This is a genomic window from Phreatobacter sp. (assembly GCF_052440005.1).
In the GTDB taxonomy this organism is placed as follows: Bacteria; Pseudomonadota; Alphaproteobacteria; order Rhizobiales; family Phreatobacteraceae; genus Phreatobacter.
Window position 1 is genome coordinate 37791 of sequence record NZ_JBQVQL010000002.1, and the last position, 17807, is coordinate 55597.

At 70.1% G+C, this 17807-nt stretch carries 19 protein-coding genes and 1 riboswitch; of the genes, 10 read left to right on the plus strand and 9 right to left on the minus strand.

Annotated elements, in window-relative coordinates:
• Positions 1 to 59: 59 nt before the first annotated feature.
• Positions 60 to 605 carry a hypothetical protein gene (locus tag ACT6XY_RS00860; RefSeq protein ID WP_444746455.1) on the minus strand — a complete coding sequence of 182 codons (546 nt, stop codon included), beginning with the start codon at positions 603 to 605 and terminating at the stop codon, positions 60 to 62.
• A 215-nt stretch (positions 606 to 820) separates the two neighbouring features.
• Between ACT6XY_RS00860 and trmB the strand changes: the two genes are divergently transcribed.
• From trmB to ACT6XY_RS00875, 3 genes are read left to right on the plus strand one after another with little or no spacing between them, the layout of a single operon-like run.
• Complete coding sequence (gene trmB / locus ACT6XY_RS00865; protein WP_444746456.1) at positions 821 to 1528, plus strand: tRNA (guanosine(46)-N7)-methyltransferase TrmB; 708 nt, start codon at positions 821 to 823, stop codon at positions 1526 to 1528.
• 16 nt (positions 1529 to 1544) lie between these two features.
• Positions 1545 to 2522 (plus strand): FecCD family ABC transporter permease, encoded by a 978-nt coding sequence (locus tag ACT6XY_RS00870; protein ID WP_444746457.1) that lies wholly within the window; start codon positions 1545 to 1547, stop codon positions 2520 to 2522.
• The gene (locus tag ACT6XY_RS00875; protein ID WP_444746458.1) at positions 2519 to 3292 is read left to right on the plus strand and encodes an ABC transporter ATP-binding protein; all 774 of its coding nucleotides are present in this window, start codon (positions 2519 to 2521) and stop codon (positions 3290 to 3292) included. The genes ACT6XY_RS00870 and ACT6XY_RS00875 overlap by 4 nt, the downstream gene beginning before the upstream one ends.
• Here the strand turns inward: ACT6XY_RS00875 and ACT6XY_RS00880 are convergent.
• From ACT6XY_RS00880 to ACT6XY_RS00890, 3 genes are read right to left on the minus strand one after another with little or no spacing between them, the layout of a single operon-like run.
• A complete protein-coding gene (locus tag ACT6XY_RS00880; RefSeq protein WP_444746459.1) occupies positions 3289 to 4242 on the minus strand; it encodes a DMT family transporter in 954 nt (317 codons plus the stop codon). The genes ACT6XY_RS00875 and ACT6XY_RS00880 overlap by 4 nt on opposite strands.
• Positions 4243 to 4278: 36 nt before the next feature.
• Complete coding sequence (locus tag ACT6XY_RS00885; protein ID WP_444746460.1) at positions 4279 to 4941, minus strand: peroxiredoxin-like family protein; 663 nt, start codon at positions 4939 to 4941, stop codon at positions 4279 to 4281.
• Positions 4942 to 4999: 58 nt separating this feature from the next.
• Positions 5000 to 5554: a carboxymuconolactone decarboxylase family protein gene (locus ACT6XY_RS00890; protein WP_444746461.1), complete on the minus strand. Its 555-nt coding sequence runs from the start codon at positions 5552 to 5554 to the stop codon at positions 5000 to 5002.
• 118 nt (positions 5555 to 5672) lie between these two features.
• Between ACT6XY_RS00890 and ACT6XY_RS00895 the strand changes: the two genes are divergently transcribed.
• Together ACT6XY_RS00895 and ACT6XY_RS00900 are read left to right on the plus strand one after the other, a co-directional pair.
• The gene (locus ACT6XY_RS00895) at positions 5673 to 6590 is read left to right on the plus strand and encodes a LysR family transcriptional regulator (protein WP_444746462.1); all 918 of its coding nucleotides are present in this window, start codon (positions 5673 to 5675) and stop codon (positions 6588 to 6590) included.
• Between the two features lie 97 nt (positions 6591 to 6687).
• Positions 6688 to 7863: a M20 aminoacylase family protein gene (locus tag ACT6XY_RS00900; RefSeq protein ID WP_444746463.1), complete on the plus strand. Its 1176-nt coding sequence runs from the start codon at positions 6688 to 6690 to the stop codon at positions 7861 to 7863.
• A gap of 195 nt (positions 7864 to 8058) precedes the next feature.
• On the opposite strand, the gene ACT6XY_RS00905 is transcribed toward ACT6XY_RS00900, so the two are convergent.
• Positions 8059 to 9153, minus strand: a complete 1095-nt coding sequence (locus tag ACT6XY_RS00905; RefSeq protein ID WP_444746464.1) for a 2'-deoxycytidine 5'-triphosphate deaminase — start codon at positions 9151 to 9153, stop codon at positions 8059 to 8061.
• Positions 9154 to 9232: 79 nt separating this feature from the next.
• Positions 9233 to 9311: riboswitch (SAM riboswitch) on the plus strand.
• 83 nt (positions 9312 to 9394) lie between these two features.
• Between ACT6XY_RS00905 and ACT6XY_RS00910 the strand changes: the two genes are divergently transcribed.
• Both ACT6XY_RS00910 and ACT6XY_RS00915 read left to right on the plus strand, forming a co-directional pair.
• Entirely contained in the window at positions 9395 to 10621 is a 1227-nt protein-coding gene (locus ACT6XY_RS00910) for an O-succinylhomoserine sulfhydrylase (RefSeq protein WP_444746465.1), read from the plus strand.
• Between the two features lie 152 nt (positions 10622 to 10773).
• Positions 10774 to 11847, plus strand: a complete 1074-nt coding sequence (locus ACT6XY_RS00915) for a quinone-dependent dihydroorotate dehydrogenase (protein ID WP_444746531.1) — start codon at positions 10774 to 10776, stop codon at positions 11845 to 11847.
• Here ACT6XY_RS00915 and ACT6XY_RS00920 read toward each other — a convergent pair.
• The 4 genes from ACT6XY_RS00920 to ACT6XY_RS00935 all read right to left on the minus strand — a co-directional run bounded on the left by ACT6XY_RS00920 (position 11840) and on the right by ACT6XY_RS00935 (position 15350).
• Positions 11840 to 13165: an MATE family efflux transporter gene (locus ACT6XY_RS00920; RefSeq protein WP_444746466.1), complete on the minus strand. Its 1326-nt coding sequence runs from the start codon at positions 13163 to 13165 to the stop codon at positions 11840 to 11842. The genes ACT6XY_RS00915 and ACT6XY_RS00920 overlap by 8 nt on opposite strands.
• 225 nt (positions 13166 to 13390) lie before the next feature.
• Positions 13391 to 14278, minus strand: a complete 888-nt coding sequence (locus tag ACT6XY_RS00925; protein WP_444746467.1) for a methylated-DNA--[protein]-cysteine S-methyltransferase — start codon at positions 14276 to 14278, stop codon at positions 13391 to 13393.
• A gap of 81 nt (positions 14279 to 14359) precedes the next feature.
• Positions 14360 to 14824 (minus strand): YbaK/EbsC family protein, encoded by a 465-nt coding sequence (locus tag ACT6XY_RS00930; RefSeq protein WP_444746468.1) that lies wholly within the window; start codon positions 14822 to 14824, stop codon positions 14360 to 14362.
• A 19-nt stretch (positions 14825 to 14843) separates the two neighbouring features.
• Positions 14844 to 15350, minus strand: coding sequence for a DUF2244 domain-containing protein (locus ACT6XY_RS00935; protein WP_444746469.1), 507 nt, complete (start codon positions 15348 to 15350; stop codon positions 14844 to 14846).
• A 13-nt stretch (positions 15351 to 15363) separates the two neighbouring features.
• On the opposite strand from ACT6XY_RS00935, the gene nth reads away from it, so the two are divergent.
• From nth to ACT6XY_RS00950, 3 genes are all read left to right on the plus strand, one after another.
• Entirely contained in the window at positions 15364 to 16170 is an 807-nt protein-coding gene (gene nth, locus ACT6XY_RS00940) for an endonuclease III (RefSeq protein ID WP_444746532.1), read from the plus strand.
• A 115-nt stretch (positions 16171 to 16285) separates the two neighbouring features.
• Complete coding sequence (locus tag ACT6XY_RS00945; RefSeq protein ID WP_444746470.1) at positions 16286 to 17515, plus strand: ABC transporter substrate-binding protein; 1230 nt, start codon at positions 16286 to 16288, stop codon at positions 17513 to 17515.
• A gap of 23 nt (positions 17516 to 17538) precedes the next feature.
• Positions 17539 to 17778: a hypothetical protein gene (locus tag ACT6XY_RS00950; RefSeq protein ID WP_444746471.1), complete on the plus strand. Its 240-nt coding sequence runs from the start codon at positions 17539 to 17541 to the stop codon at positions 17776 to 17778.
• The last annotated feature ends 29 nt before the right edge of the window (positions 17779 to 17807 follow it).

Consider the following 17807-nt stretch of genomic DNA (forward strand, 5'->3'; position numbering starts at 1 on the left):
ACGCGCTCCGAAAGGAATAGGGAAGGGGGCCTCCGGGCCCCCTTTCTGCGTTCGGGGCCTCAGTCCGGCGCAGCGCCGTCCATCATGGCGCAGGTGCGCATGGGCGCCGCGGCGAGGTCGAGATCGCCGTCGGCCGGGCCGAAGGGCAGCACGACCACCCGCGGCACGGCTTCGCCGAGCGGGATCACCTTGAGGCTGGAGGTGGCCGACAGGCGGACGCTGCGCGCACCTTCGCCGAGCGTGACGGTGGTGTCGCCTGCTTCCTCCGCGCTGCCGGGCGACAGGGAGCCGATACAGGCGGCGCCGTTCGGCAGCGGATCGACGCAGGTGGCGCGGTAGGCGAAGATACCCGGCTGGTCGCGGCGGGTCAGCACCACCGTGATCTCCGCCACAACGGGATCGCCGGGTTTGAGCGGCACCGCCCGGGTGACGGCAAGCGTCAGCGACCTCACCGTCTGGTCCGGACGGGCGGCGAGCTCGGCAGGCGAGAACCGGTGGGAGAAGCAGGCGCCCTCGCTCGTGCGGACGAGGTCGGTGAGCGGGTCGGCCTTGGCCGGCGCGGCGAAAGCCAGAAGCGCGAGTGCGGCGGCGATGGTGCGGGTCATGGTGCGGGGCCCGTGCGGGGTGGATCGTGGCTCCACCATCCGATGCCCGTGTTGCCTCCCGATGCTGCATCGCAGCATCGAACGCTGCAATCGCTTCCGCCACTGTGTCCGCGGGGGCCTTGCAAAGGCCGCGCCTTGCCCCGATGAAGTGCGTCCTTCGAAGCGACCTCGAGGGGCGCACCTCTCCTGTGCGGGGCGAAACCTCAAATCCGACCATGACCGAAGAGACCATGACCGACGACAAGCGCCTCGCGGGGCAGGGCTCCTTCTTCGGGCGGCGCAAGGGCAAGACCCTGCGCCCGCACCAGGCCGATCTGTTCGAGACCCTGCTCCCCCGCCTGCGGGTCGACCCCTCGCGGCCCTGCGACCTCGCCGGCCTCTTCCCCCGGCCGCTCGACGGCTACGTGCTCGAGATCGGTTTTGGCGGCGGCGAGCATCTCGTGCGCGAGGCGACGGCCCATCCCCGCCTCGGCTTCGTCGGCGTCGAACCCTTCATCAATGGCATGGCGAAGATGCTGGCCGAGGTCGAGCGCCAGGAAATCGACAACGTCCGCCTGCACACCGAGGATGCCGGGCTCCTCCTGCCCTGGATCCCTGACGCCTCGCTCGACATCGTCTACCTGCTTTACCCCGATCCCTGGCCGAAGACGCGCCACCACAAGCGCCGCTTCGTCTCCGACGAGACGGTCCGCGCCTTCGCCCGCGTGCTGAAACCCGGGGCTGAGTTCCGCTTCGCGACCGACATCGACCATTACGCCGCCTGGACGCTGGAGCGGCTGATGCGCTCGCCCGATTTCACCTTTGCCGCCCGCTCCTCTGCCGACTGGAAGACGCCCTGGCCAAACTGGCAGTCGACCCGCTACGAGGCCAAGGCGCTGCGCGAGGGCCGGACGCCATGCTATCTGACGTTCCGGCGCAACTGACCGCCCGGGAGACGACGTGACGGCGGCGCTGGCCATTCTGTGCATCCTGCTGGCCGGCCTCTCGTTGATGGCGGGTCCCGTCTGGCTGCCGCCCGGCGAGGTTCTCGCGGGCATTACCGGCGGCGACAGCACGTCCGCGATCATCGTCGGCGACATCCGCCTGCCGCGCACGGCCCTCGCGCTCTCCATCGGTGCCACCCTCGGCCTCGCCGGCGCGGCGCTGCAGGGCCTCGTTCGCAATCCGCTCGCCGAGCCGACGCTGTTCGGTGCGCCCTCGGCTGCGGCCTTCGCCTCCGCCATCGTCCTCGCCTTCGGCGGCGCTTCGGCGCTCTCGCTGGCGCTGCCGCTCGCCGGCATGGCGGGCGCCTTCGTCTCGGTCGCGCTACTCTTCCTCGTCGCCGGACGGCGGGCCGGCATCACCGTGCTGCTGCTCGCCGGCCTCGCCCTCAACGCCTTTTTCGGCGCGGCCACCGCGCTCGTCCTCAACCTCGCGCCGAACCCCTTCGCCGCGCTCGAGATCGCCTTCTGGCTGCTCGGCTCGCTGGAGGACCGCTCGGTGATCCACCTCGCCCTCGCCGGACCCTTCATGGCGCTCGGCGCCCTGCTGCTCGCCTCGCAGGCGCGAGCCTACCGCGCTCTCACCCTCGGCGAGGAGGTGGCGGCGAGCCTCGGCGCGAACGTCGCCCGCAGCCGCCTCGTTGTCGCTGGCGGGCTGGCGCTGGGCGTCGGCGCCGCCGTCTCGGTGACGGGCGCCATCGGCTTCGTGGGGCTCGTCGCGCCGCATCTGGTGCGCCGCGCGGTCGGTTCCGATCCCGCTCGCATCCTCCTGCCCGCGGCCCTCGCCGGTGCGGCCCTGCTGACCGCCGCGGACACGCTGGTGCGCCTCGTCCCCGCCACCACCGAGATCAAGACCGGCGTCGTCACGGCCCTCGTCGGCGTGCCCTTCTTCCTCTGGCGCATCCTCCGCACGCGCCGCGCGGAGGAGGAGGCATGAGCGGCCTCGTCCTCGACCGGCTCTCGGTCACGCTCGGCGGCCGTCCGGTGCTGCGCGAGGTGTCGCTCGCCGTGCCCGCCGGCACGCTCCTCACAGTGGTCGGCCCCAACGGTGCCGGCAAGACCAGCCTCCTGCGCGCCGTGGCCGGCCTGGCGCCCTGCACCGGCGCCATCGCCCTCGGCGGCGAGGACCTGAGGGTTGGTTCTCCCGTCATCCGGGCCCGTCGCATTGCCTACCTGCCGCAGCGCTCGGAATTCGCATGGGCCCTCGGGGTGCGAGACGCCGTCCTTCTCGGCCGGCTGCCCCACGGCGATCCCTTCTCCGGCGCCACGGCCGAGGATAGCAGGGCCGTGGATGCGGCCCTCGACCGCCTCGGCCTCGCCGGCTTTGCGGCGCGCCTCGTCACCGAACTCTCGGGCGGCGAGCGGGCCCGGGTCATGCTTGCCCGCGTGCTCGCCACCGAAGCGCAACTCCTCCTCGCGGACGAGCCGACCGCCGCTCTCGACCCCGCCCACCAGCTCGCCGTGCTCGGCCTGTTGCGGCAGGTGGCGGCCGAGGGCCGGATCGTCGTCGCCGTCCTGCACGACCTCGCGCTCGCCGCCCGCTTCGCCGATCAGGTCGCCGTGCTGCACGACGGCCGTCTGAAGGCGATCGGCCCGCCTGACGAGGCGCTGTCGGACGGGGTGCTCGGCGAGGTCTTCGGCCTCGCCTTCGCCCATGCGACCGTCGACGGCCGCCGCGTGCCGATCCCGCTCGGGCCGCGCCGCTAGCGGGGCTGGCGCAGGCGGAGCACGCCGATGGCGATTAGCAGGCCTGCCGACACGGTGACGAGGCCGGTGATCTGCAGCGCGGTTGGCCACTCGCCAGTGACCGGGACACCCACGAGGATGGCCGAGGCGGGCACCAGCGCCGGGAAGATCGCCGCCCGCGCCGGGCCGATGAGGCGGACGGCGCTCGTATAGGCGATCACCGAGACGACGCCGGTCAGCACACCCTGGACGAGGATCTGGGCGGCGAGCGTCGAGGCCGGCAGCGCCACGTAATGGTCGAGGCCCTGGGTGAGGAGAGCGACCGGCGCCATCACGGCCCCCGCCAGGATCGATACCGCCGCCGTTCCGGCGACGGGCGGCACCTGCCAGCGCCGCGACTGCAGCGTGAACACCGCCCAGAGCGCTCCCGCCGTTGCGAACATCGCGTCCCCAAGGGGAGCGATCGAGCCGCCCGCGAGCAATCCCGGCCCGGCGATGACGACGATGCCGGCGATGATGACGGTCACGCCGACGATCCGGGCAGGCGTCGGCCGCTCCCCGAGGACGAGCGCAGTGAGCACCATGCTCAGCACGGTCACCACCGCCGGCTGAATGACCGCGCCGTGGGCGAGCGGCGCATAGAGATAGCCGCCGACCCCGAACAGGATGAAGGGCGGCCCGGCGAGCGCGGTCAGCACCAGCGAGCGCCAGAGGCCGATGTCGCGCACCTGCCGCCAGCCGACCCACAGCCAGGGCAGCATGACGAGACCGGCCGTTACATAGCGGAAGGCGGCGATGTCGACGGGCGACAGGCCGGCGCTCACCCCCTGGCGCGCCAGCGCCAGGTAGAGCCCCCAGATCAGGGCGGCGGAGGCGCCCAGCGCAAGGCCCCGCCACTCGGGCGTGATGCCCCCGAAGGCGCCGCGGATACGGCCGACGGAGGGCGGCGTCTGCTGCATGAGGAGTGTCATTGGATTGTCCGGTGGCAAGGCGTGAAGGGGAACGGCTCAGGCGGCCGCCGCGGTGCGGTCCTGCAGCGCGGCCAGAACGGCGGCCGGATCGGGCCGGCGGCGATAGTCGACCTCCACGAAGGCCGCGCCGATCACGCCGCCGCGGTCGATGATGAAGGTTGCCGGCAGCGGCAGCGTCCAGGCCCCGTCGCCGTTGCGCTCGGGCAGGGCATGGCCGGCCTTCTCGTAAAACGGACGAACCGCATCGGAGAGCGGGAAGCGGATGCCGAGCGCCGTGGCGAGCGCACCGCCCACGTCGGAGAGGACGGTGAAGGAGAGGTCGTTCTTCTCGGCCGTCGACAGTGAATGGTCCGGCAGTTCCGGCGACACGGCGACGAGCTCTGCTCCCGCCGCCCTGATGTCACCGAGGATCGCCTGATACGCGCGCAGTTCCAGGTTGCAATAGGGGCACCAGCCGCCCCTGTAGAAGGTCGCGACGACAGGTCGTGCCGCGGCGAGGCCCACGAGATCGAAGGGACGGGCGTGCTGGTCGACGAGGCCCTCGGCCTGCGGCCAGCCGTCGCCCGGCTTCGCCACGCGGTCGAGGATGCCGGTGGCGCGCAGGGCCTCGATGTCGCCGGCAACGAGATCGGCGGTAGCCGGCCCGACGCGGCCTTCCCAGCCGGAGCGGAAGCCATCGAGTTGGGTCTGAAGGGTCATGATGAGGTCTCCCGGGAATTCAGGTCGAAAACGCTCCGGCGCGCCGCCGGCTGTGGACTCAGGCGGCGGCCATGGCCTGCGGCAGGGGGGGAGCGGCCGGGAAGTCCACCGGCACCCGGGTCGTCCCGTGCAGGTAGTGGGTGACGGTCTTGTCGCCGATGACGACGATGGCATCGACCAGGTTCTCGCGCGTCCAGCCGGCGACGAGGAAGGCATCGACGAGGGCCGGGTCGGCATGGCCGCGCCGGAGGGCGATGTCGCCGACGAGCCGCGCCAGTGCGTCCAGCCTGGCGTCGAAGGAGGCGCGGCCGCTGCGGACCTCCAGGATCTGTTCGGGCGTGAAGCCGACCATCCCGCCGATCACCGTGTGTGCCGCGAGGCAGTAGGAGCAGTCGTTGACCTGGCTGACGACGAGGTTGACGACCTCACGCGCCTTGGCGTTGAGCGAGGACTTCGCATTCTGGAAGGCGAGATAGCTGGCGAGCGCATGTTCGGAATGGGCGAGCGTCGCATAGAGGTTCGGCACCATGCCGAGCTTGCCCTTGAGCTGGTCGAAGATCGCCTGGTTCTGCGCGCTGACGTCGTTGCGGGAGGGAACGGGGAACATCGTCATGGGAGGTCTCCTGTAAGGGCGCGTGACGGAGGTCCGTCCTACGGGCAGGAGACTGCGGTATTTGTGTTCCTCCGATAACGGGGCTTGATCGCAGAACATTCATCCGCATGATGGATGAATGTCCGACATCCTCGCGCTGTTCCGAACCTTCGCGCGCACCGTCGAGGCGGGATCGTTCACCGCCGTCGCCCGGGAGATGAACAGCTCGCAGCCGACCGTCTCGCGCCAGATCGCCCAGCTCGAGGACCACCTGGGCTGTCTTCTGTTCCAGCGCACGACCCGCGCCCTGACGCTCACCGACGACGGCCGGCTGTTCTACGACCATGCGCTCAGGACGCTGGAGGCCGCCGCCGAGGCGGAAAGCGCCGTCGGCCGCCGCCGCGGCAAGCCTTCGGGCCTGCTCAGGCTCGCCTGCGCCGGCGTCTTCGGCAGGCTGCATGTCATTCCGCGCCTGCCACGCTTCCGCGCCCGCTATCCCGACATCGACATCGCGCTGATCATGAACGACGGCTTCTCCGACCTCGTCGAGGAGGGCATCGACCTCGCGATCCGCGTCGGCGAGGGGCGCGACAGCGGCCTCGTCGCACGGCGCCTCGGCACCTCGCGGCGTGTCGTCGTCGCCGCGCCCTCCTATGTCGCGGCCCGCGGGGTGCCTGCCCACCCGCGCGATCTCGCCGATCACGACTGCATCGTCTACGACCGGCTGCTCACCGGGGCGACCTGGGGCTTCGCGATCCCCGAGGGGCCGCTGTCCGTGCCGGTCGCGGGTCCCGTCCACGTCAACAACACGGAGGCGGTGCGTGCCTGCGTCCTCGAAGGGCTGGGGATCGGCTACGTGCCGAGCTGGCACTTCGTCGACGGTGAGATCGAGGACGGCCGGCTGGTGGCGCTGTTGCAGGATTTCGCGCTGCCCTCCCAGCCGATCAGCGGCATCTATCCCTCGCGGCGCTACCTGCCCGGCAAGGTGAGGGTGGCGCTCGACTTCTTCGCCGCCGAGTTCGACGCCGATCCCTGCCTGCGCACGGGGGAGGCCTGACCCGCCGCCCCGCAGGGCTGCGCTGCACCCCGGGGATTGCCTTCCCGCCCGCGCGGGCTAGCCTTCTCGGCTCCATTCGCCACCCGGGACCCATGCCATGGCCGTCATCGATCGCATTGCCGAATTCCACCCCGAAATGACGGAATGGCGCCGCGATTTCCACGCCCATCCGGAGATCGGCTTCGAGGAGGTCCGCACCTCCGGCATCGTCGCCGAGAAGCTGGAGTCCTGGGGCATTGAGGTGCATCGCGGCTTCGGCAAGACCGGCATCATGGGCGTCATCCATGGCAGGCCGGGCAACCGCAAGATCGGCCTGCGTGCCGACATGGACGCGCTGCCCATGCCGGAGTTCAACGACCATCTGCCCTACAGGAGCACCTACGAGAACCGCATGCATGCCTGCGGCCATGACGGCCACACCACCATGCTGCTCGGCGCCGCGCGCTATCTCGCCGAAACGCGCAACTTCTCCGGCACGGTCCACCTCATCTTCCAGCCGGCCGAGGAGGGACTCACGGGCGCGGCGGAGATGCTGCGCGACGGGCTCTTCGAGAAATTCCCCTGCGACCAGGTCTACGGCATCCACAATGCCTGGGACCTGCCGCTGGGCACCGCCGCCATCCGCCCCGGTACGGTGCTTGCCGCCGTCGACTACTTCACCATCACCGTCAAGGGCCGCTCCAGCCACGCCGCCCAGCCGCATCGCGGGCTCGACCCGCTCCCCTGCGCGGTGCAGATCTATGGCGCGCTGCAGAACCTCGTCAGCCGCCGCATGGATCCGCACGACACGGTGGTGCTTTCCATCGGCATGTTCCACGCCGGCACCTCGCAGATCGTCATCCCCGAGACGGTGACCATGTCCGGCACCATCCGCACGCTGAAGCCTGCAACCCGCAAGGCCATGGACGAGCTCTTCCACCAGACGGTGCAGGGCCTCTGCGCCGCCCACGGGGTCGAACTGATCCTCGACTACAAGCGCTCCTATCCGCCGACCATCAACACGGCCGAGGAGGCCTCCGCCTTCGAGGCGGCGGCCCGCGACGTGGTAGGCGACGACCTCATCAAGACCGACCTGCCCTCGCTCACCGCCGGCGAGGACTTCGCCTACTATCTGGAGAAGGCGCCCGGCGCCTTCATGCTGCTGGGGCAGGTAACCGACACCCACAAGGCCGTGCCGGTCCACAACGGGCACTACGACTTCAACGACGAGCTGCTGCCGATCGGCGCGAGCTGCTTCGCGCGGCTGGTGGAGCAGCAGCTGTCGGGGGTGTGAGGGCGCGGGCCTCTGGGTGCTGACTGGCCCTCACCCTTGCCCTCTCCCCGCACGCGGGGAGAGGCTTTACCAGCGTGCCGCCTTTTATCGATGGGTCGGGCCTGGCCCGGCCGACGCGACGCACTCGCGGCCGAAGTCGCCCTCTACCCGCCTGCGGGGAGAGGGCAAGGGTGAGGGGCCTTGAGGCGCGGTGACTTACCGGAAATGCTTCGACAGCTTCAGGCCCTGCGCCTGGTAGTTCGAGCCCATCTGTCCGTAGAGGCTCTTCGGCCGCTCGGTCATGCGCTCGTAGACGAGCCGCGCCACGATCTGCCCGTGTTCGAGGATGAAGGGCACCTCGCGCGAGCGCACCTCCAGCACAGCGCGGGCGCCCTTGCCCCCCGCCGCGGCATGCCCGAAGCCGGGGTCGAAGAAGCCGGCATAGTGCGCGCGGAATTCGCCGACCAGCGGGTCGAAGGGCAGCATCTCCGCCGCATAGTCCGGCGGCACGACCACCGCCTCCTTCGAGGCGAGGATGTAGAACTCGTCGGGGTCGAGGATCATCTCGCCCTTGCCGCGCTCCTGGATCGGCTCCCAGAAGTCGAGCACGTCGTGGGCGGCCTTCTTGTCGACGTCGATGACGCTGGAATGGCGCTTGGCGCGGTAGCCGAGAAGCCCGCCCCAGGCCTCGCCGAGAAGGTCGATCGTCACCGCGATGCCGACCGGCCCGACCACCGGCGTGCCGGTATCCACCAGCCGTTCGGTCTCCTGCAGGACGTTGACCTCGTCGAGCGTCAGGTCGGCGCGGCCGCGGCGGAAGCGGATCTGCGACAGGCGCGAGCCCGCGCGCACGAGGATCGGGAAGGTCTGCGGCGAGACCTCGAGATAGAGCGGCCCCTCGTAGTCGGCCGGGATCGTGTCGAAGGCCTGGGCGCGGTCGAGGATGACGCGGGTGAAGACGTCGAGACGGCCGGTCGAGCTCTTCGGATTGGCGGTGGCGGAAATGCCGCCGCGGAGCGCCAGCCCCTCCATCAGCTCGACCAGATAGACGCAGCCTGTCTCCAGCACGGCGCCGCGGGTGAGGTCGATCTCGTGCAGCGCGACGGACTGCAGCCGGTCGGCGACGATCGTGTTGGGGCCGGGCAGGAAGCTCGCGCGAATACGGTAGGCGCGGGTGCCGAGGCGCAGGTCGAGGGAGGCCGGCTGCACCTGGTCGGTGTCGAGCGCCCGCGCGATACGGATGGCGCCGCGCGCCACCAGTTCCTCGATCGCCTGCGCCGGCAGAATGCCCTGAATCGTTCCGTCCAGCATGCGCCCCAACTCCGACGAACGAAACGTTCGTCAAAACGAACAAACCTCTTGACGCCTGCGCGCCGCCGCCCTACCACGCTCGCCACGACGTGGAGATTTGGCCGGCCGGCTTGCGAACCACGCTAAACAATTCGCTAAAAGGCCGGGCGCACGGGATCAACCCGGCCTCGGCTTTTGCCAGGTCGGGTTCTGTTTTTTCGGGGGACAAGTGTCCCGCCGCCGCGCCACGAGGAGCGATGCGATGAAGAAGCCCTTTGACCCCTCCCGCGTGCGGCCCGCCACCCGCCTCGTCCACGGCGGCACGCTCCGCTCCGAATTCGGCGAGACGTCGGAAGCCCTCTTCCTCACCCAGGGCCATGTCTACGACAGTGCCGAGCAGGCCGAGGCCCGCTTCAAGGGCACGGATGCCGGCTTCATCTACGCCCGCTTCTCCAACCCGACGGTCCAGATGTTCGAGGACCGCATCGCCCTGCTTGAAGGCGCTGAGGCCGCCAAGGCCACCGCCACGGGCATGGCGGCGGTGAATGCGGCCATGTTCGGCCAGCTCTCGGCCGGCGACCATGTGGTCGCCTGCAAGGCGCTGTTCGGCTCCTGCCGCTACATCATCGAGACTCTGCTGCCGCGCTTCGGCGTCCAGTCGACCCTGGTCGACGGCGCCGACCTCGCCCAGTGGGAAGCGGCGGTCCGGCCGAACACGAAGGTTTTCTTCCTCGAGAGCCCGACCAACCCGACGCTCGAGGTCTATGACATCGCCGCCATCGTCGCGATCGCCAAGAAGAGCGGCATCAAGGTCACCGTCGACAACGTCTTCGCCACGCCGATGATGCAGAGCCCGCTGGAGCTCGGCGCGGACTGCGTGGTCTATTCCACCACCAAGCACATCGACGGGCAGGGCCGCTGCCTCGGCGGCGTCATCCTCGGCTCGAAGCAGTTCATCCAGGACAACGTCTACCAGTACCTGCGCCAGACCGGCCCGGCCATGAGCCCGTTCAACGCCTGGGTGGTGCTGAAGAGCCTGGAGACCCTGCCGCTGCGCGTCGAGCGCCAGACGACCAGCGCGGCGAAGATCGCCGATGCCCTCGCCGAACTGCCGGGCATCACCAGGGTTCTCTATCCCGGCCGCAAGGACCATCCGCAATACGAGATCGCCCAGCGCCAGATGCGCGGCGGCTCGACGCTGATCGCCTTCGAGGTCGAGGGCGGCAAGGCCGGCGCCTTCCGCGTCGCCAACGCGCTGAACATCATCAAGATCTCCAACAATCTCGGCGATTCCAAGAGCCTCATCACTCATCCGCCGACGACCACCCATGACCGTTTCACGCCGGCCGAGAAGCTGGAAATGGGCATCACCGACGGGCTGCTGCGCCTCTCGGTCGGCCTCGAGGACCCGGACGACCTGATCGAGGACCTCGCCCAGGCGTTGAAGACGCTGGAATGGCCGGTGGACGCCAAGATCGTGCGGATCTGATCTTCAGGTCCTCTGCCCCCCCACCCCTGACCCCTCCCCTCCGCAAGCGGGGGGAGGGGAGGGGTCAGGGGTGGAGATCCTGAACGACGCTGCGAATGAGACGGAACACCCTTGCCGGCCTCGCCGCGCGGTGCCAGAACGCGCTCATGTCCCTGCTCTCCCTCGCCTCGCGCCTCGCCCGCCCGGTCCTCCTCGCCACCGATCCAGAGACGGGCCACAACCTCGCCATTGCGGCTCTGAAGACCCTGCCGCTGCCCAACTGCGGTGCGGATGATCCGCGCCTCGCAGTCTCCGCCTTCGGCCTGAGCTTCCCGAACCCGGTCGGCCTCGCCGCCGGTTTCGACAAGCACGCGGAGGTGCCTGACGCGGCGCTGCGCCTCGGCTTCGGCTTCGTCGAGGTCGGCGGCGTCACGCCGAAGCCGCAGCCCGGCAATCCGAAGCCCCGCGCCTTCCGCCTCGTCCCGGACGAGGCGATCATCAACCGCTACGGCCTCAATTCCGACGGCGTCGATGTGATCGCCCGTCGCCTCGCGGAGCGGTCGCGCCGCGGCGGCATCGTCGGCGTCAACATCGGCCCTAACAAGGACTCCGTCGACCGCGTCGCCGACTACGGCCTGCTGGTGGAGAAGCTGGCGCCCCACGTCTCCTATCTCTCCGTCAACGTCTCCTCGCCCAACACGCCGGGCCTGCGCGACCTGCAGCAGGCGAGCTTCCTCGACGAGGTGCTGGCGCGCTGCGTCGAAGCCCGTGACGCCGCCGCTCCCGGCAAGCCCATCCTGGTCAAGATCGCGCCGGACCTGTCGCTGGAGGGGCTCGACGACATGGTGGCGGTGAGCCGCCGCCGCGGTATCGACGGCATGATTGTCTCCAACACGACGATCGACCGCCCGGCGAGCCTGAAGGACCAGGCGACGGCGAAGGAGACCGGCGGCCTGTCGGGCCGGCCGCTCTTCGCCCGCTCCACCGCCATGCTGGCGGAGGCCTGGCGGCGGGTCGAAGGCCAGTTCCCGCTGGTCGGCGTCGGCGGCGTCGCCTCCGCCGAGGACGCCTATGCCAAGATCGCCGCCGGCGCGACGCTGGTGCAGCTCTATTCGGGCCTGGTGTTCAAAGGTTTCGGCCTGGTCGGCGAGATCAAGCAGGGGCTCGTGCACCGGATGATGCGCGAGCGGGTGGCTTCGGTCGCGGATCTCGTCGGCACGGGCAACGCCGACTGGCGCCTCACCTGAAGGTGGCGCGCATCAGGCCGGGCATGGCGAGGCCGAGATAGAGGCCGCGCACCGCCTGCATGACGAGATAGGCGATCCACAATCCGTCATTGCCGTAGGGGGAGAGCAGCCACCACGCGGCGACGAAGGTCGCGGCCGCCGCCAGCATGCAGTTGCGCATGGCGACGCTCCAGGTCGCGCCGATGAAGACACCGTCGAGCAGGAAGGCCATGACGCCGGTAAAGGGCGTCAGCGCCATGTAGGGCAGGAAGCGCCGCGCCTCCGCCCTGACGGCCTCCGAGGTCGAGACGAGGTCGATGGCCTGCGCTCCGCCGGTGAAGAAGGCGATGGAGGCGAGCGTGCCGAAGACGATGGCCCACAGGCTCGACAGCCAGACGGCGCGGCGGAAGGCCTTCTCGTCCCGGGCCCCCACGGCCTGGCCGCCGAGCTGCTCGGCGGAGGTGGCGAAACCGTCGAGGAAGAAGGCGACCACGCCGACGAAGTTCATCAGGATGGCGTTGGCGGCGAGCACCGTGTCGCCGCCGACCGCGCCCTGCCGGGTGAAGAAGGCGAAGGACCCGACGAGCGCCGCGGTGCGGATCATGATGTCGCGATTGATGGCGATGGTGCGCAGGATCCGCGCCCGGTCGAGGACGATCCGCCAGGGCACGGCGAAGCGCCAGCCGAGCGAGGCCATGACCACCACGAGGCCGACGGCGGCCCCGCCATATTCGGCCAGCGCATTGGCGGTCGCGGCTCCCGTGATGCCGAGGCCGAGGACGGAAACGAAGACGACCGTCAGCGCCATGTTGGCGACGTTGATGACGATCTGCAGGACGAGGCCGGTGACGGTCCGCGCCTGGCCGATGAGCCAGCCGAGCACGGCGAAATTGACGAAGACCGCCGGCGCCGACCACAGGCGGACCGAGACATAGGTGTCGGCGGCGGCGGTGACCGCCGGCGATGCGCCCATGGCGGTGAAGAACAGGAACAGCAGCGGCTTCTGCAGGACGATCAGCGCCGCCCCGAGCGCCACGGCGAGGATGAGGGCGCGGGCGATGACGGCGCGTCGTTCCACGTCGTCGGCGCGCCCGACGGCCTGGGCGGTGAGCCCGATCGTGCCCATCCGCAGGAAGGCGAAGGCCCAGAACAGGACGTCGATGACCACCGCGCCGAGGGCGACGGCGGCCAGCGCCGTCGGATCGCCGAGCCGCCCGATGGCGGTGGCGCTGACGATGCCGAGCAGCGGCGTCGTCACATGGGCGAAGATCATCGGCACCGCGATGGCGAGCACGCGGCGGTGGGTCACGACAGGCGAGGCGGGGAGGGCGCTGGTCACGCCGCCCTTCTAGCCGGGTGCCGCGGGAAATCCAGCGGCGGGCGGGCAGGGGAGGCATGGGGCGTGCGGATGGGCACCGCCCTTTTCGTCATGCCCGGGCTTGGCCCGGGCATCCATGACTTCATTCAGCAACGGTCGTGTTCAAGTCGTGGATGGCCGGGACAAGCCCGGCCATGACGGAGAGGGAGAGCCTCTTCTGAGGCAGAATATCCCCGCGGCCACGCCTCACCCCGTATGCCCGGCCTCCCAGCCGAGCATGGCCTGCTTGCGCGTCAGGCCCCAGTGATAGCCTGTCAGCGCCCCGGAGCGCCCGAGCACGCGGTGGCAGGGCACGACGAAGGAAATGGGGTTCTTGCCCACCGCCGCGCCCACCGCCCGCGCCGCGGTCGGCCGGCCGATGTGGTTCGCGATGGTGGAATAGGTCGTCGCCTTGCCCATGGGGATGCGCAGGAGCGTCTCCCAGACCCTCACCTCGAAATCGGTGCCGATGAGGCAGACGCGCAGGGGTTGCTCACCCGTCCAGGCGGCGGGATCGAACACCCGGTGCGCCAGCGGGGCGGTCGCCGCCGCATCCTCGACGAAGGTGGCTTTCGGCCAGCGCCCCTGCATGTCGGCCAGCGCCGAGGGCTCGCCGCCGGGCTCGCAGAAGCCGAGGCCGGCGAGGCCCCGGTCGGTCGCCACCACGATGGCGAGGCCGAAGGGCGAGGGGTGGAAGCCGTAGCGCATGGTGACGCCCGCCGCGCCGGTCTTGAATTCGCCCGGCGACAGGGCCTCGTGGGTGACGAAGAGGTCATGCAGTCGCCCCGGGCCGGAATAGCCGACCTCATAGGCGGTATCGAGGACGCTCGCTTCGTCACGCAGCAGGGCGCGCGCCGCGTCCAGCGTGATCGCCTGCAGGAAGTCCTTGGGCGTCAGGCCGGCCCAGCGGCGGAACAGGTGGTGCAGGTGGCCCGGGGACAGGCCCACATGACCGGCCATCTCCTCCACCGAGGGCTGGCGGCGCCAGTGGTCGGTGATGAAGGCGAGGGTCCGGCGGACGACCTCGTAGTCGTCGGCGGCCTCGCTGAGGCGGATCGGGCGGCCGTGCTGTTCGAGCTGGACGACGTTGAGCATGGGGACGGCTCCGGTGGCGAACTGGCGCGACTGTGGGCCATGGCCTCGCCTGCGGCCACCCGATTCCTCAGTGGTCGCGCGCTATTCGGCGATGGCGGCGACCGTCCCCCCGCTGAGCGCCAGGAGGTCGGAAAAGCGCGTGCGGAACACCGCGTTGGGCGAACCCGCCGCCGCCCAGATCGGGTCGAGGGCGGCGAGGTCCGCGTCGATCAGCACCAGCGGCGGGGTCACGTGGCCGACCGGGGCGACGCCGCCGATGGCGAAGCCCGTCACCTGCCGCACCCAGCCCGCATCCGGCCGCTCCACCGCCATGCCGACCAGCCCAGAAACCTTCGCCGTGTCGACCCGGTTGGCGCCGGAGGCGATCACCAGGATCGGCCGCTCGCCGGCGCGAAACACCAGCGACTTGACGATCTGCGCCACCGCGCACCCCACCGCCGCCGCCGCTTCCGCCGCCGTGCGCGTGCTGGCGGGGAAGGCGACGATGGTGTCGTCGTGCCCGGCATCCCGCAGCGCCGCCCTGACGCGATCCACCGATCCTGCCATGTGTCCCCGTCCCGTCGTCTCAGTCGAAATGGGTGCGCACCGGGCCCCGCCGGGCCTCCGCCAGCGCCACCGTCAGCGCCTTGCCGAAGCCCTCGCGCTCCACGGGCGGCAGGAAGGTGGCGATGTCCAGCCGGCGGCGGCCCTCGTCGAGGGTCAGACCGAGCACCTGCCCGTCCTCCTCGTCACGCATCTGGTGCAGCCGGGTCCAGGCCGGATTGAACCGCCATTCGCGCGCATGGCCGTGCCAGGTCACCTTGCGGATCCTGATCTCGGTCGGCGTGACGATGACCTCCTCGAAGGCGCGCGCGTGGCGGTAGTTGGCGCGGAAGGCGAGGAAGATGACGAGCACGTCCAGCCCCAGGAAGGGCAGGACGGGCCAGGCGCCGATGGATGTGAAGATGACCGCGCCGACGAGATTGACCGCCCCCACCGCCGTCATGACGGCGATGAAGCCGGGCCAGCCCATCGACCGGTGCGGGGTCAGGAGGGCGGCGAAGAGCGGCGCGTCCTCCGCGCCGTCGGTCACCGTGGCCGTGTCTATGTTGCCGCTGCTCATCACCTGCGACTATACGACCTCCATGCGCGCTCCGACCACTCCCCTCAAGTCAAACCGCACCCGCGTGGCGAAGGCGCCGCCGAAGCGCCCCGCCAAGGCCATCGCCAATGTCGCGGCGGCGAAAGCCGCAGCCAAGCGGCGCAAGCGCGACCGGCTGACGCCGGCTGAGATCGAGGCGATCTTCTTCCGCTTCCACGAGGTTACGCCCGAGCCGAAGGGTGAACTCGAGAGCGTCAACGCCTACACGCTGCTCGTCGCGGTGGCGCTCTCGGCCCAGGCGACCGACGTCGGGGTCAACAAGGCGACGCGATCCTTGTTCAAGGTCGCCGACACGCCGGAAAAGATGGTCGCCCTCGGCGAGGAGGCGCTGATCGGCTACATCAAGACCATCGGGCTCTTCCGCACCAAGGCGAAGAACGTCATCGCGCTGTCGCAGCGGCTCATCGCCGAGCATGGCGGCGAGGTTCCCGCCGACCGCGAGGCGCTCGAGAAGCTCCCCGGTGTCGGCCGCAAGACGGCCAACGTCGTCCTCAACATGGCCTTCGGCATGCCCACCATCGCGGTCGACACCCATCTCTTCCGCGTCGCCAACCGCACCGGCCTCGCCGTCGGCAAGACGCCGCTCGCCGTCGAACTTGGCCTCGAGAAGGTCGTGCCGGACGCCTACAGGCTCCATGCCCACCACTGGCTGATCCTGCACGGGCGCTACGTCTGCAAGGCGGCGAAGCCCGACTGCCCGCGATGCCTCATCGCCGACATCTGCCGCTTCGAGCACAAGACGCCGGCCTGACGCGCCGCTTCTTTCGGGGGGAGGGACCATGCGTCGCGCCCGCCTTCCCCTCCGGCGGCTTTTGGCTAAGATCGCCGCCATCTCGCGGCCCGGCCGCGGACCGTGGGAGGACAACATGACCGAAAAGACCCGTTTCACCCGACGCACCGTCATGGCGGGCGCTGCCGCCGCCACCCTCCTGTCCCCGGCCGTGGTCAGGGCGCAGGGCCAGACGCTGAAGATCGGCTCGCTGCTGCCGCGCTCCGGCTTCTTCGCCCAGGCCGGCCAGTCCATGCATCGCGGCGTGCTCGCGGCGCCGGAGCTCCTGAAGGAGCTCGGCTACAACGTCGAGATCGTCCACATCGACACCGAGTCGAACGCCGACGTCGCCCGCACCCAGGCCGAGCGCGCCATCAACGACGGCTGCCACGTGCTCACCGGCGCCTTCGATTCCGGCCACACCCTCGCCATCGCCCAGGTGACGGAGCAGCGCCAGGTGCCCTTCGTGGTCAACGTCGCCGCCGCCCCGCAGATCACCGAGCAGGGCTACAAGTTCCTCGTCCGCAACTTCCAGACCGGCGGCCAGCTCGTCACCAACGGCCTGCGCCTCATCAAGGACGTGATGGACGCCAAGTCGATCAAGTTCGAGAAGGCGGTGTTCCTGCACGCCAACGACACCTTCGGCACCGCCCAGCGCAACGCCATGGACGCCATCTGGCCGCGCGTCGGCCTGCCGATCGAGCTCGTCGAGAAGATCGCCTACGACCCCCGCGCCCAGGATCTTTCGGTCGAGGTCACCAAGATCCGCTCCCTCAACCCCGACCTCGTCATGTGCGTCACCCGCGCTTCCGACGCCATCAAGATGGTGCGCGACATGGTGCGCCAGCGCTTCCAGCCGAAGGCGATCATCTCGCCCGGTTCGCCCGGCTTCTACGACGAGGAATTCTACCAGGCGCTCGGCCCGCTGGCCGATTTCGTCCTGTTCGGCCTGCCCTGGGCGAACCCCAAGTCGAACATGACGCAGGCCTTCGAGAAGGCTTTCGCCAAGGCGAACCCCAACAACCGTTTCGCAGTGGACAGTTTCAATGCCGGCTTCGCCTTCGAGGGCCTGCTGATCGCCGCCGACGCCTTCAAGCGGGCCGGCACCACCAACGGCCCGCAGCTGATGGAGGCGGTGAAGGCCACCAGCATCCCCGAGCACGTGATGATCGGCGGGCCGATCACCTTCGATGCCAAGGGCCAGAATCCCAACATCGGCTCGGCCCTCGTGCAGAACCTCAAGCGGGTGCCCACCGTCGTCCTGCCGAAGGACGTGGCGCTCGCCGAGCCGGTCCTCCCGCTGCCGGCCTGGCAGGGCCGGAGCTGAGTCGCTCCAGCCAATTGCGGCAGATGATCGCGGTCCTCGGCTGCGGTCTCCTGCTCGCGGGCTGCTCGAACGAGGACCGCGCCCGCCGCAAGTTGAACGACACGGGCCATACCGAGGTGCGTATCCTCGGCATGGCCTGGTTTCGTTGCGGCCTGGGCAAGGATGCGACCCGGTTTCAGGCGCGGGATGAACGCGGCACCGCTGTCGCGGGCGTGGTCTGCTCGGACTGGCTGAAGGGCGACGTGATCGAAACCGATCGCTGAGCATGGGGCAGCGTCGCCGCCATGCCTGC